Below are 15,186 nucleotides of genomic sequence, written 5' to 3'. Positions count from 1 at the left end.
ATTCGGCTTAAGCTACCGTTTCAAGCTTTTGAATACTTGTCATAGGTAAGGCTTCTTCATTAACAAACCACATTTTCTGTCCAACACCCGTCATTACATCTGGCGCCGTTTCATGCCAATCAGTTTCTCGTCCTAGCTTTTCTGCATCAGTTTTACTTGTTCCATAAACCATAGGAACATGAGCTTCACCACTAGGACCATCTTTTATACTAAGTTCAACTTTACGCCAAACTTGCTCTAATAATGAAGTGACGGGTTGAAAGTACATATATTCAATTTCATTTAACTGAGCTACGTAAAACTTACCATCGGTTCCAAATATTTCAATAAAACCACCTAAACTGTCGTCTAAGTCTCTAACTTCGGTTGTGTCTTTGTTATTAATCGCTAGTTTTACTTGTGGTCTAGCAGATTCAAGGCTTATGGCGCTTTCACTAATAGTTCTTTCTTCACCTTGAGTGATTTCTAGTCTTAGTTTCATGAACGACTCAATATGAGCGTCAGATTCAGAAAATATATTAGGAATCGCTTTACCGACGATAAAGTCTTGTCGAGCTTGTTCTGCACGAATTAACTGTCTTAAGTTTGAAGCTCCAATTAAAAAATCTGGATGCTTTTGGACTATATTATTCAGTTGTTTATCTGCTCGCTCTAACTCGCCATTAATACATAATAATTCGATAAATGTACTTTTGTAATCGACATTAAGGGGGTCTTCTCTTAATAGTTCCTCAAGATAAGAAATAGCATCGGCTAATCGCCCTTCTTGTAGCATTTCCTTAATTTTATTCATTATTCGTCCTTTATTGGCTAACTTCTGGGTGTTAGCTCTGTTACTAATTTAATACTTGAGATCATTTGATCTAACTGAAAATACGGTTGTAATTGAATACTTGAGTAGTAATGGCCTGGCTTACCTCTCATTTCTTTTACTTGCACTTGTGCACTCTGCAGTGGATATTTACTTCTCACTTCATCAGAAGCAGAATCTGATGCTGCTGTGTATTGATGTAACCACTGTTGTAACTCTCTTTCACACTTTTCTGCGGAGTGAAATGATCCTACTTTTTCTCTACCTAATACTTTGATGTAATGAGCAAATCTAGAAACACATAAAATATACTGCAACATAGAGGATAGCTTTGCATTTACTGAGGATGATAATGAATCATATTCCTGAGGTTTTTGAGCTGAAGCATTACTGTAAAAAACCAAGTGTTCGCTTCCTGGTACGGCTGAAAGTGATATAAAACCATTATCAGACAATTCTTTTTCTGATTTATCCCCAACTAAAAAATTAATAGAGGGTTTACTGCGTCCTCGGTATAAGTCAGTCTCATATTCACAAACGGGAAGATCACACACTAAACCTTTTGTTTTCTTGCCTGGTTGCATTCCACGAATTTGACCGAACCAACCTGACTCAGTAAATGAACGAAGAAGAACGCCACCAAATGCAAAAGCAGCATTCCCCCATAAATGATCTTTTTTAGGATTTTTTATTTGCTCAACAAATTTGAAACTTTCGCTTCGGCTACCGTCATTTTTATAAGGAGATCTCATTAATATATTGGGTAAGGTTAACCCTATGAACCTTGAATCTTCCATCGCTCTAAGCGAATTCCATCGAATGTATTCTGCTTGTTTAAACGTTTGAGAAAAATCGAATGAAGAGGCGAGATCTGAAAACTCATCAGCACCGAAAAAAGAAGGCTCTACAGAGGTTATAAAAGGAGCAAACGCTGATGCTGATGCTTGAGATATACCTTTTAAAGTGTCTATATCGTTGGTGGGATTACCGACTTTATTAAGATGCGATATATAGTAATCACCAATAAGTACGCCAAAAGGTTCTCCTCCCGACATATCATATTCATTATTATAAATAAGTTTAAAAAACTCACTTTGATCAAACTCAATCGCCTTTGATATATCTTTAGATAATGTAGTCCAACAGCAATCAAGTACTTTTATTTTTACTTTCTGATTTTTATCGTTTTTTTCTTTTTGTTCTATTAAATAAAACATCCCACGCCAACTTGCTTCAAGTGTTTGAAACTCCGTATGGTGGATAATTACGTTTATTTGATTTTTTAATTGTTTATCTATTTCATTAATTGCATTACGTAAGATAGTTAGAACACTATCTCTTTCAAAACAATCCACGGTATGATTTGCATTTTCTAACCAGATCAATAAAGACTTAATAGAGTTAGATTCTCGAAGGAATCGCTCCATTAAGTGTTTATTTTTAAACTTCCGAGGAATGGAAGATACACTTGAATGATCTTGTATATCTTCCATAAATATTTCACTTTGAACAAATGAAATTGTTTCCTGCGTCATTTTATTACAACATCCCTATAGGTTTTAAACAGTAATCTTTACTGTTAACCAATGCTTGGTATTTTAGCGACTAAACGTAAAGACGCTGTTAACTCTTCCATTTGTAACCATGGGCGTAACCATGCTACTGCATTATAACTACCCGGCTGACCTGGGATTTCTTTTACTTCAACTTTGGCATCTGCTAAAGGATATTTAGCTCTGATTTCTTGACCACCGCCTTCTGATGCATTTACAAAAGACAATATCCAACGATTTAACCAGGCTTCTACATCTTCAGCTTCCATAAAGCTGCCTATTTTATCTCTAGCCATAACTTTCAAGTAATGAGCAAAACGAGAGGTCGCCATTAAATAAGGCAAACGAGCAGAGATTGCTGCATTCGCAGTAGCGTCATGCGAAGAGAATATTGGTGCTTTTTGACAAGTTTGAGAACCAAAGAATACGGCATAGTCTGTATTTTTATAGTGACAAAGAGGTAAGAAACCTAATTTGCTTAACTCTGCTTCTCTTCGATCAGTGATACCAATCTCAGTTGGGCACATAAGATCTGGATCACCATCATCGCTTGTAAATACATGTGCTGGAAGTCCTTCAACTTTACCACCGCCTTCAGCACCACGTATTGCAGTACAGAAACCGTATTTACTGAAAGCTTGCCCCATATTTGTCGCCATAATATAAGAAGCATTCATCCAACAATAGTTGTCGTGTGAAGTGGTTTTTGAACGTGTACCTGTTTCATCAAGTTCAAGTTCTTCATAGCTGAACTCTTCAACTGGAGTTGTTGCTTGACCATATGGAAGTCGCGCTAAAACACGAGGCATAGTTAATGTTACAAATCTAGAATCATCACTTTCTCTAAATGAGCGCCATTTAGTGTATTCTAAAGATTCAAATACTTTTTCTAAATCTCTAGGCTTACTAAGTTCAGTCCAATCATCAAAACCAAATAATGAAGAACCAGAAGCTGAAATGAATGGACAAAAGCCAGCAGCAGCAACATTCGACATTAATGATAACGTTTCAACATCAGCGGGATGATTTGAAAATTCATAATCCCCAACAACACAACCATAAGGTTCACCACCTGGTGTACCAAATTCAGCTTCGTAAATTTTCTTAAAGATTTGGCTTTGATCAAACTCAACTGCTTTACTTAAATCTTTATGAAGCTCTTTCTTACTTAAGTTCATCATTCTGATTTTTAAGGTTGCATTAGTTTCAGAGTTTTGAACTGTATGATGTAGTCCTCTCCAACTACCTTCTAACTTTTGAAACTCATCATTGTGCATGATAGCTGCAAGCTGGCCAGAAATAGTTTCATCTAAAACTTTAATAGCTTGATTAAACGTTACTGTTAAATTCTTGTTCCATTGAACCGTGCCTTTTAACGCTTCTTCAGTTAATGAACGAATTAATTCTTCAGCTCTTGAAGATTCAGTTTGCTTTGTTGCACCTATCGCTTGATCTAAAATTGAAAGACTTGTTTCTTCCGCGGCAGGTTGATCTAATAATTCACTTTCCGTGCTCATTATTCAGCTCCTTTAATGTCTAGTTCACCTGCTAATTTATCTAAACTAGCCGTATTACTTAACACATCTTCTAGAATATTTTCTAAATCTTCAGAGCGATCAACTTTTGTCATTAAATCGCGAAGTTTATTTCTAGTTTCCATTAACTTTTTAAGCGGCTCAACTTGATTAACAATTGCAGCCGGCTCAAAATCACTTAACGAATTAAAGTTTAATCCAACTTTTAACTCTGTATCGTCATTTGATAATGTATTTTCAACCGCAATATCTAACTTAGGATTCATTCTATTTAGAACATCGTCAAAGTTATCTCTGTCAATTTGCACAAAACGTCGGTCTTTTAATGGTTTAAGATTGGCTTTATTGTGACCAGAAAAATCACCAGTTATCCCTATTACAAAGGGTAACTCTTTTTTTACTACAGCTCCCTCTGTCTCAACATCATATGTGATGTGAACTCGAGGTTTTCTGACTCTTTTTAACTTATCATGTATACCCATGCGATCTCCTTTCAATAACTAGTTTTGAGCAGTACAACACTGCTTTTATTCTTCAGTTTTAATTCCTGACAATTTGAAATAGCCATTCCTCGCATCTCCATCTGTTATAAGCTCTTGGAGTAATTCAGGTAAGCTTAAACCACTCCAACGAACAACTTGTTCAATAGCATAAGACATTGGAGAATGAGGTTCGGTTTTTCTAAAAAATTCTGCGACTTTATCTAACTGTTCAATTGCTTGAGATCTTGAATTCATCTGTTGACTAATTCCTGACTCAAAATGCCCATGACTTTCATCAGGGTTAGTAAACTCATCGGTAGACTCTGAGTCGCTATTTATTTGACTCGCGTTAGATTTTTTTAAGATATCAGCAGCTATATGCTGGAGTGAATTTGAACAGACTTTTAAACATTGGCTTATGTAGCTGGTTGGCTGAGGATCACCCAACATAGCTTTATCCATAGATTCAGAAAGCATTGAGAATGCATCTATAGCGCTATTGATATCATTATTAAGTTCAATAAAAAAACTATCTGATGACTCTTTAATTGAAACCTCTACATCTTCTAATGCGATAGAGCCCGATTCAAATTTTTTTATTTGTTTTTCTTTATCTAACCTCTCAACGTCTACAGCTTGTTCATATTGCCACGTTGAAAAAGGCCCTTCTGATTTTCCATCAGTTATTGCTATTGATTTTATTGGTTGAATTAATGAACCTTCGCTCTCAATACCATTTAATCCGATGAGAGGAGCTAATCTTTCTGCTAAATCATCTGGTTCAGGTGTTGGATAAAGTTCATCCCAATATTGCTCTATTAACTCACTAGCTAAACTAAAGCCATAAGTTAAACCTTTAAAACCATGTAATCGACATAACGCTTCAATTAACCAAGCAACAAGCTCTAAGTCTTTACAATCATTTTTTAAAATTTGGGGGACTTGTTCTAGAATAGGTCGCCAATCAGAAGCGATAGCCTGTAAATCTTCTTCATCGATTAGGGCTTTACGTTCTTTAGCGCGAGCAGAATTACGGATTTCTTTTAATAAATAATAATTGGAATTTGGAGTGACATCATGCCTAGGGTCTTCACCGGTTGGCGCGCTATCTGAAATAGGTTGTATGAGATCTTTAATCTCGAATTTTAGAAAATTCAATCTTATTTCTTCCTTGAAAATTTACAGCTACAAGCATAAAAAATATGCTGTAAAGTAATCCTGCGTAGATATCAAACGATATCGTGGGAAATACTAAACGATACCTTTATTGATAGCAATAATTTTTTTAATTTAAGTGAACAAAGGGATTGTTGAATCTAAGTCATGATTCTGTACTACAGCATCATTACTTGTCTTATTTTTAACCAAAATACAGGTTACATTATCACGTGCATTTCGAACTAATGATGCATGCATCAATGCCATTCCAGCATCTATGATATTACCGGGCTGTAATGCTTGCTCAATTTCTTTATCACTAACTTCTTTGTTTAGTCCATCGCTACAAAGAAGAAATACATCTCCTTCTGCTAAATAATCTATTTTAATATCAACATCAAGTTCAATATCGACACCTACAGCGCGTGTTATAACGTTTGCTAGTGGATGTTTTTCTGCATCTTCAGCAGCGAGAACACCTTCATCAACCATATCGTTTACTTGGCTATGATCTTTTGTAATTTGTTTTAGGAGGTTCTGTCTTAGTAAATAACCTCTGCTATCTCCAACCCACAACAAATGATACTTGTCGTCTTTAATCCATAATACAACAACAGTACTACCCGCTACTTTACCCGAAAATTGGGTTTTGCTCATTTGTTGTAACATTGTATTACTGTCTTTAAGTGCATCAACCAGTACGTCAGTATTTATTTCAGAGTGGGATAAAAATTCAACTTTTTTATGAATAGTATCAATAACGAGTTGACTTGCAACATCACCCGCTGCATGGCCTCCCATACCATCAGCTACAACCCATATCCCTTGTGATGGTAACTCTAAAAAAGCATCTTCATTTATTTTTCTGACGGTGCCTCTATGTGTTTGTGCGCTCGACTGAAACATCATTAATCCTTAATAATCTCGCTAGTATTCCAACTATGTTGTTGCCATTGACCGTTCAACATAGCAGCAAATTGACTAACTTGTGGTAAGCCATCAGTTACAATAAAACAAGGTTCAACCAGTTCTGAACCTAAAGTCCACCATAGACTATAAGCACCGTAATTCTGTGAATATTGTAGGTGAAGTAAATCAATTATTTCAGGTGATACAGATCCTTGAATAACCCAAGCTTTTTTTACTTTGTCACTAGTTTCATTATTTATAAATGTTCTTTTTGTTATCTCTAAACTCGGTATTTGACCAGCTAATTTATCAAACCAAACATCAAGTTCAAAATTATCTTCTAACACTTCTAAGATCATATTTTCAGTGTTTTGTGACCAATCATTTTCAAACCAAGCTTGTATAGCAAGATCAGTATGTTCAATAGCCAGTGTAAAAGGAAAGTGTCTGCCCACTTGATCTACACTCGGAATAAGAGTTCCCATAACAGCAGATTCACAGCAAACACCAGAAGAGAGCGAAAAGTGCCAAATAGGACTCGTTAAATAACAATCTAGCCATTGTGTTTCAAGTTGTTCTTTACTTACTGCTACAACAGCTTGTAACCATTCATTCCAATGTTTTAAAAAATCACGATTAAAGTTACTTTGTACAAAATCACCTTTTGTGGGGATTTTCCCACAAAAACCAATTAATTCTATAGCGTCGTCGGACATGAAAAACGCTCCAAATTAACCATCCAAAAAGGGTTATTAACACTGTTAGCGACAAATTTAATATCAGCCTTATAACCACTTAACGCTATTTTCAAAATACCATCTTGCTTAGTTTTTGGTCTTTGTTTACTCAATTCATCAAAGAATTTAAATAATGACCATTCACCTGTATATTTTTTATTAATAGATCGACCACCATTAGGTGGTGTGAAAGCAATACGCGTTTCACTATTTGCACTTGTACCTGGCCAAGTAAATTGTTCTTTTCTGGTTGGTCCATGGCGGTAGTTAAGTTGTTGTCCATCAATCTCAAGCATAAATTGACTAACGGTTCTATCTAAATAATTAGGCTCAAGACTGAAATCAATGACTGGTGTTTTTTTATCTGACTCAAAGAAAGCTTCTCTAATTAACTCTGCCTCTTGATACATTTTTAATATTTGGTTGTTAATACCAATATCTTTTGAAAAATGCCAAGGCTTTTTACTTGTATCTACGTAAGCACTTAGATACGTTTTCCAAAACTTATCTAAAGTCCCGCCATATCCAAAGAAACGTGTAAAATCCTTAATTCGTACATCTTGTGAAGAATTTCGTCTAAATGGATAACGACCCCTAATAGCACGTCGATATTCAGCGAGTACATTAGATTCCCAAATACCATTAAGTCGTTGATTTTGATTTGTTCTAGCAAAACCTTTAGTTTGTATCGCAATATTGTCTAACCAGTTAAATACAGGAAAAGGTACATTGGTTAATTGTTCACGTAATTTATTACCTAATGATAAAAATTGGCTTTCTAAACCTTGATTCATATAATTAGATGTTTGAGTTGTTAAGGACACTTTGTCTAAATTTCGATTTATCGAACGTACTGTACCCTGTATATCCTCAAGTAATTTTAAATCAATCGTTAGTAAGTCACTAAAAGCCAACTCAACATCTTTACCTGGTAGGTCAATATCCACATCAAGAGGTTCGTTTGGTAATAAACGGCTAATTCGAGATTTCTTAGATTGAAATAGAACATCAGATGCACTTGTAGCTATTTCTTTGGCCGCTTTACCATTTTTAGATAATGGAACCTTAGTTAGCTGAACATTTTTTTGGACTGCTAGGATTATACTCTTTATAGGTGCGTCAGGACTTGTTAATGCATGAGTTATATCTGTTGCGCCATCTAAAGTACTAAAGGGTTTAATCGTAAGATCACTTAAGAGATCTTCCCAATAAAAAATATAATCTCTAATATACTTTTGTTCTAATTGTGTTGTAATTTGAGCTTTTGTTTTATCGTCAAGTGTATTTAAATCATCACCATAAACCCAACTGTCTTCAATAAGTCGTTTTATTATTCTATTTTTTTCAATATTAAAAATTCCATGGAAACCATTGAAAGTGTACAAGCTAGGAATACCTTCGTTAAATGTTCTGCCGCTTTGAAAAGTAAAAGCTTGTAAGCTATCTAAACTCAAAATATCAATCAATTTAAAATCTGGAATACTACTTTCACTAAAATCACTTTTTAATCTTTGATATGCTCTTTCAACTAAAGGTAACATAGTTAAATTTTGTCGAGCTTGTGTTACTAGCTCTTCATTATAATCATGCCCTCTAGTGCCTATTTCTAACATAGTTGATAAATGCTGATTTAATTGTGCGCGTATATCGGCATTAATAATTCCAGGTACGTTTCGATCAAAGTATGCCGAAAACCATATTTTTATATCGTCTTCTTTGTAGTATTCGGCCTGAAATAACATTAAATAAGTTTTAAGCGTTTCATATAAATAACTCAAATGGGAAGCATTCTCTTGCATTTCCTGACTAAGAGCTTTAATTAAATATGGAACAAGATAAGCTTCTAAAGCTCTTTTGTATGCCTCACTGGCAGGCTGCTTAAATTTATCTCCTTGATATAAGCCCAAAGTATGAGCATCAACAATATCTTCATTAGCATACCCTACAGGGAGGTTTCTTAGTGTGGTTAACCCTTTAGTTAAAGTAATAATTTCGGATTGTTCATTTAACCCACCAGAGGTGACTTCTTGATAGTTTTCGATTGACGTTTTAGTTCGGTCAACTAACTCACTATTCCATTGATAGCTTGACCACCAAGCATAAGTAAAAAACACAGTAACTACAGAAGCTACTGCTATAGTTGCTCGTCTTAAAAGTAGATTTTGTTTATCATGCTGACGATTAATAGACGCTAAATTTTTCTCTGGAAAAATAACGTCTTCAAGTAAGCGTTTAATAAAATAACTTCTTTGATGTTTAACATGTGATGCTTTTTGTTCAACTTTAACGCCTGTAGCTAATTGAGAAGAAAGGCGATCGATAGGAGTCCCCTCTTGAGTGGCACTTGTTAAATAAACGCCTCGTAATAATGGTGCTTCTTCATAAGCATTAGGTGCAAATATTTCTTTTAAAAAATCATCAGCAGCACTTTGCAGTAACCTTAATTGCTTTGGAAATTCATATATTGATGAACGTCGTTCGAAGTCTCTCTCGTTTTTTAAGCGCACATTAATTCGGGAGTTAAGGTTTGTAAGTAAATTATGAAACTCTTTATTGAAAGTACTTACAATACTGGCTTCATCTTCAGAGGCTTCTAAGGGGAAAGTTACCCCCCATATTTGCTCACAATCTTCTTTGGTAAAATCATCAAAAAATTCATTAAAACCAGCAATCAAATCAGATTTTGAAAATAATACGTAAACAGGGAACGTCATATTAAGTTGATTTTGTAGCTCTTGAAGGCGTTGTTTTATAGCTCTTGCATGTAAATTACGCTCAGTTTTAGTTTGATTAAGAAGCTCTGCCATACCCATAGTAATGATCACCCCATTAATTGGACGAAGAGGTCTAAACTTTTTCAATAACCCTAAAAAGCCTTGCCAAGCTCTAGAATCACGCTGGGTATGGCTGTCTTGAGTGGTATATCGACCAGCTGTATCTATTAAAACGGCCTTATTCGTGAACCACCAATCACAATGGCGAGTACCGCCAACCCCCTCAATCATGTCTATACCCATTTTTTCTTTTAATGGGTACTCTAAACCAGAATGATGAATAGCGGTTGTTTTACCTGATCCTGGAGGACCAATCATGATGTACCAAGGCAATTCATAAATATTTTTATTTTCAGAAAACTTAGTGTTTTTTAATATATCAAGCGCTTGCACCATTTTTTTGTGCAATACACCTATTTCACTTTTAACAGCTTCATCTGAAGTGTTTTCCTTCATGTCTTCTTCACCATGAATTAAATTATTTACCATGGCTTCATTTTGTTTTTTATCTTTTACTTTATGTGTAAATTTTATTGCTCCCCACACGATAACAATTAGCAATAAAAAAATAATTCTTGCTGATACTGTAATTAATGGTTCATAACCAGCAATAGCTAGCAAAGGTCCACCAAACCATATGAGTAAAGCTAAACAAATAAAGCCTAAAATAGTAATGACTAATTTAGATTTCAATTTTGTTATAATTTTTTTAAACGACATTTACAATTCCTTTGTATACAACTAGAACAACAAATCTATTTCAATTCTACGATTTAATGAGCGATTTTTTTCACTATCATTTTTATATCTAGGCTCAGACTCTCCTTTACCTTCAGGCCATAAACGACCACTTAAAGAAGCGTTATTAGCAAGAAAATTTCCTATAGAGGTAGCTCTCGCTAATGATAAATGCCAATTAGATGGATATTTGGTAGTAAATATGGGCTCATCATCGGTATGGCCGGTAATGAGTATCTTTCCTTTAGTTCCTTCAAGAGTTCGAGCTATTTTAGCTAGAATAGCTTCAAAATCAGAGCGAGGCTGTGTACTTCCACTTGCAAATAACACTCCTGCACCTATGCTGATCCTTACTCGATCTGGAAGTTGTTCAACTTCGAGTAAGTCACGATTAATTTCTGTTTGAAGTAATTGTTGTAACATTAAAGCTTCGTCACGATTGACACTACCTGTCATGTTATTGTCATTCGGCTGCCAAGGAACCAAAGAAACTAACTCTTTATAAACATTTGAAGAATAATTGTTAATACTGTAACTAAAAGCCATGTAAATAAACAACATGACTACACCAAACAAAGCTCCGATCACCCATAATGGGAAAGGCTGTTGAAAACTTACCCCTTGCGCCACTTTATCTCTCCATCCAGGAGATAAATCTCGGTTTAACTCACCTTTAAACCCTTGAACACAGTGGTACGTTTTATCTCTTAAATCTTCTAATTTTTGTTCACCTTGCTCTTCTAACTTCATTTTTCCTACAAAACCAAGGGTCATACATAAGTACATTAGCTCTAATAATCGATGTTTTTCTGAGGGGTATTGCAAAGAACTTTCAAGTAAAGTAAAGAAATACTCGCCGCCAAAAGTTTCATTATGAAAAGTTGAGAGCAAACTATTTGAAGCCCAAGCGCTGCGTTCGCCCCAAGGTGTATTTAAAACAATTTCATCAATAAAACTACACAAACAATAACGGGCAGATTGAATATCTTCTGGAGGAATATTAGCGACTCGTAGTAATTGTTCATAGTGCTTAATCAGATCTACACACTGTACTTTTAAAGACTCTGCATCATCATTTTGCTTAGACCCTCTGAGTTTTATGCATATAGACAATAATGTACCTGCACTATCAACTATAGGATTTCCAGACATCGCTAAAATTGTATTATGGCTACGATAATCCATTTTACTTTCATGAGCTAATGTTTGTAAGCTTGTAGCGTCGTCGCTCTTTTGAGCATTATTTTTGTTATTACTTTGTAAACCAGCCCCTCGCCCTGGACGTGGTTTTACAATTGTTTTATCACTCATTTTATCATCCCTAATTGTTAATTTATCAGCCGTTAACTACCCAAAGCTCTATTTTTAGTTCGGGGTAATTACCTGATAAGTGTAATGCAATGCCACCACTATTTTTGAGTTTAAACCAATTATGATTCGTTTTATCTAATTGAAAATAATGATATCCAGAGTGATAAGGCACTTGCCTTGGAGCAACAGGTAACTCAATAATGCCAATACCAGGTAGCTGACTATTTACAAGCTCTCGAATACTTTCAACCGAACCAATTTTAATTTGAGCAGGAAGTCGTTTTCTTATTTCATCCGAAGGAAGTGATGCCTTAACCGCAATAATAAAATCAGCACTATCTAAAGAACTCTTATCATTTATAGGGGTAAAGTGAATACCATATTTACTTTTTTCTAATGGTAATTCTACCGCTGTTTGTTCAAGCACATTACTGAGACTTTGATTAACAATGATCATTGTTTTACTAAAAATTTCAGTTAAATTGTCATGCTGATATTTGGGAAACTTTGGAGGTCTTTTATGTTGTGAGCTAAACGTCGCTAATTCACCCGCTAAGCTTAATAAGTTTAAATACAACTTCTCCGGATGAACTCCGACAACACTGCCTAAATGTTCAAAAATAGGCTGATACTTATTTAAAAGCTGTAACATTAAAAAATCAGAAATTGAACTAGATGCTCCTTGTGCCTGCGTCAACCTTGCAGCAATAGCCTCAGCTCTTTGTTGGATCATACCTTGGGTTTCTTTGGTGATATTTAATAAGCCCTTAATATTTTCAATTGAAACACAAGGTGGGATAAATTTATTGTCAAGTTTAACAACACCTTCATCTGATACCTCAATGACTTTAGCAATAGCAATAGAAACGTAACCTGAACGATCTTCTTGTTGTAATTTAAATTTGCAATGAAGTTTTCCTACCTGAAGAACTTCCATCGCATCAGAGCCAACACTCGTATCTATAATATTATGATCATTATAAAAAAATCGTGTGATTTGATTATCACTAAGATCTGAAATATTTAAACCTGTACTTTTATTAATTGGCACAACGAGATAAATCAACTGGTTTATTGTTGATGTTGGTAAAGTGATGGCATCAGGTAATGGATTTTGTTCAGGTAATATTGCTAACGTATTATCTTGAAAAACACACTCTATATTATCAAGTCGAAATTGCCCTAAAGAAAGTAAACGGTGATCAATTTCAAAATTGAACACCCCCCAAGCAAGCGGTTCTATTCGATTTTTAATGTTTGAATGCTGAAATTGCAAATATCTTTCTTGTTGCTGCATGTGCTGAGGACGTAAAAACATCCCCTCAGTCCAAGCTACTGGGCTAAAATCACTCATAACTTCCCTAATTATTGTTAGATTTATTAATTGACTATTTATGACTTGGGTAAATAGCTAACTTTTCAATATTCATTGTTACGTTACCATATCCCGTAGGCTTAACTTCTACCACTGCACGCCATCTAGAACTATCTATGTTGCGATAGGCAACAACAAAACCAACGTAACGCGTATTTTTGTTAAGTACCATTTTGTATTCTTTTATTTGTTCTGGTTGTAATTCTAACTCATCTTTTTTTAGTAAGTCAGGACCGAGAATATCTTCAGGTGATTCATACAAAGTAAAAAAATCTTGCGTATCAAAAATAGTACGTGAAGAAAGCTCAAATACTTTAACAACAACCGGAGAAGCTCGACCGTTATTATCAGGATTTATGTCTACCGAAGTATTAAACGTTATATCTGTAGACGGAGGTACTATTGCATTGATAGTTGCGCAACCTGTAATAAGTGCTAAACACGCCATTAAAAATATTGTTAAATATGTTTTTTTTAAAATCATTTGGTTAACCTAATTAATACTATAAAGATTTAATTTTTTTATCATATGCCCTAACGAACTCATCTGATAAAGCTGAACTTCCCTGATTAGAAATTTCGTTACTCATGTCCTTGTGTAAACTTTTGTACATTTTCCAGTATCTTAATTGTTTTTGCCCTGGTAGTACTTGATCAAGCAGAGATTCTTTAAAATCTCTACTCTCAATTTCGGTTGGTTCAAGTTGGCTTAATATTCCTTCAATTGCACCTAACGTTCCTGCAGTTAACGCTATATCATGTTTTTTAGTATCATTAAATGCTTCTATTATTGCTTTATTTGCAGGTAAGAAACTCGAGCTTTTACGTATAAAGAGGTTTTGAAAGGCATCATCTATTGTTGCAGAAAACTTTAATGGATTATTTTCTTGTTGCTGAAACGTTGTTTGGTTAATTCTAAATTCATTTTTTAAATTAGAACGGTTTCTTAATGACTCCATTAAACCCGATAGCATTAACTGCATACATTGCCCCATTTCATACATTAATTGCTCAGAAACAGGTTCAGGTAAAATATCAGCTGAAATACCTAAGCCTTCAATAAATGCATTTTTCCCTATTGATTTTGTTTTTATCTGAACATCTGCTGCTTGCTGCACTTCATGCATGTTGGGAATAACTTGGTTTTCTGGAATAATTTCTTTTGGTGGAATAATATTTTCCTGATCATCATTTATAAATGAATCGACTGCATTATTATCATTAAGAAAATCTACGTCCCACTCTTCAGGTATTGCTTGTGGTATATCAAAATGATCATTTAAATCATTATTGATCAGCGGCATAAAGTCTTTATTGTTTGGCGTTGTTGAAGATACACTTTCAGCCAGCTTTACACTATTAATACCTTGAACTTCAGGAGATGCTTGTTGTTCTTCAAAAGAAGTTACATCAAGGGTTGGTTTTTGATTTTGAATAATTGATACAGAAACTTCGTAATCACCAAAAGTTAATAAATCACCATCAACCAGTTTATGTGGTTTATCTTGCCCTAATGCTTCAACCGAACGATTAATATACAAACCATTGGTAGATACATCATAAATAAAAAAATCATTCGATTTTCGCTCAACTCTTCCATGAATACCTGAAACAACTTTTTCGGGATCGGGTAAATACCAGTCGTTATTTTCAGAGCGTCCAAATGTTATAGAATCTGTGATTGATTTTTTAGAGATTTGATCTGGTGAAAGACGGTGATAGCTTACTATTTCAAAAATTAATTCCATTTACTTTAAACAACCTTTACAAAAAACAGTGATCGGCTCAATTAGCCTACATATT

Annotated in this window: 12 protein-coding genes; all 12 read right to left on the bottom strand. The window is 34.7% G+C overall.

The genetic code is table 11. The annotated features are described in order from the left end of the window. Positions 1-7 precede the first annotated feature (7 nt). The 12 genes from AC0L5Q_RS02675 to tagH all read right to left on the bottom strand — a co-directional run bounded on the left by AC0L5Q_RS02675 (position 8) and on the right by tagH (position 15,131). Positions 8-793: a type VI secretion system accessory protein TagJ gene (locus AC0L5Q_RS02675; protein ID WP_473614173.1), complete on the bottom strand. Its 786-nt coding sequence runs from the start codon at positions 791-793 to the stop codon at positions 8-10. Positions 794-810: 17 nt separating this feature from the next. Continuing rightward, the gene (gene tssC / locus AC0L5Q_RS02670) at positions 811-2,346 is read right to left on the bottom strand and encodes a type VI secretion system contractile sheath large subunit (protein ID WP_473614172.1); all 1,536 of its coding nucleotides are present in this window, start codon (positions 2,344-2,346) and stop codon (positions 811-813) included. Between the two features lie 44 nt (positions 2,347-2,390). After that, the gene (gene tssC, locus AC0L5Q_RS02665) at positions 2,391-3,881 is read right to left on the bottom strand and encodes a type VI secretion system contractile sheath large subunit (RefSeq protein ID WP_473614171.1); all 1,491 of its coding nucleotides are present in this window, start codon (positions 3,879-3,881) and stop codon (positions 2,391-2,393) included. After that, positions 3,881-4,381, bottom strand: a complete 501-nt coding sequence (tssB, locus tag AC0L5Q_RS02660; RefSeq protein WP_473614170.1) for a type VI secretion system contractile sheath small subunit — start codon at positions 4,379-4,381, stop codon at positions 3,881-3,883. The genes tssC (AC0L5Q_RS02665) and tssB overlap by 1 nt, the downstream gene beginning before the upstream one ends. Before the next feature lie 45 nt (positions 4,382-4,426). After that, on the bottom strand, positions 4,427-5,539 hold the full coding sequence (tssA, locus tag AC0L5Q_RS02655; protein WP_473614169.1) for a type VI secretion system protein TssA: 1,113 nt from the start codon (positions 5,537-5,539) through the stop codon (positions 4,427-4,429). A gap of 132 nt (positions 5,540-5,671) precedes the next feature. Further along, entirely contained in the window at positions 5,672-6,448 is a 777-nt protein-coding gene (locus tag AC0L5Q_RS02650; RefSeq protein WP_473614168.1) for a PP2C family protein-serine/threonine phosphatase, read from the bottom strand. Continuing rightward, on the bottom strand, positions 6,448-7,164 hold the full coding sequence (gene tagF, locus AC0L5Q_RS02645) for a type VI secretion system-associated protein TagF (RefSeq protein WP_473614167.1): 717 nt from the start codon (positions 7,162-7,164) through the stop codon (positions 6,448-6,450). The genes AC0L5Q_RS02650 and tagF overlap by 1 nt, the downstream gene beginning before the upstream one ends. Continuing rightward, positions 7,146-10,679, bottom strand: coding sequence for a type VI secretion system membrane subunit TssM (gene tssM / locus AC0L5Q_RS02640; protein WP_473614166.1), 3,534 nt, complete (start codon positions 10,677-10,679; stop codon positions 7,146-7,148). The genes tagF and tssM overlap by 19 nt, the downstream gene beginning before the upstream one ends. 21 nt (positions 10,680-10,700) lie before the next feature. Further along, the gene (gene tssL / locus AC0L5Q_RS02635; protein WP_473614165.1) at positions 10,701-12,008 is read right to left on the bottom strand and encodes a type VI secretion system protein TssL, long form; all 1,308 of its coding nucleotides are present in this window, start codon (positions 12,006-12,008) and stop codon (positions 10,701-10,703) included. A 25-nt stretch (positions 12,009-12,033) separates the two neighbouring features. Next, positions 12,034-13,362 carry a type VI secretion system baseplate subunit TssK gene (gene tssK / locus AC0L5Q_RS02630; RefSeq protein ID WP_473614164.1) on the bottom strand — a complete coding sequence of 443 codons (1,329 nt, stop codon included), beginning with the start codon at positions 13,360-13,362 and terminating at the stop codon, positions 12,034-12,036. Positions 13,363-13,396: 34 nt separating this feature from the next. Continuing rightward, complete coding sequence (tssJ, locus tag AC0L5Q_RS02625) at positions 13,397-13,867, bottom strand: type VI secretion system lipoprotein TssJ (protein ID WP_473614163.1); 471 nt, start codon at positions 13,865-13,867, stop codon at positions 13,397-13,399. A 19-nt stretch (positions 13,868-13,886) separates the two neighbouring features. Next, entirely contained in the window at positions 13,887-15,131 is a 1,245-nt protein-coding gene (gene tagH, locus AC0L5Q_RS02620) for a type VI secretion system-associated FHA domain protein TagH (RefSeq protein ID WP_473614162.1), read from the bottom strand. Positions 15,132-15,186 lie beyond the last annotated feature (55 nt).

Source organism: Pseudocolwellia sp. G5-9, from assembly GCF_055808995.1.
The sequence above is the reverse complement of the archived record's forward strand: the minus strand, read 5'-3'. Positions and strand labels throughout refer to the sequence as shown.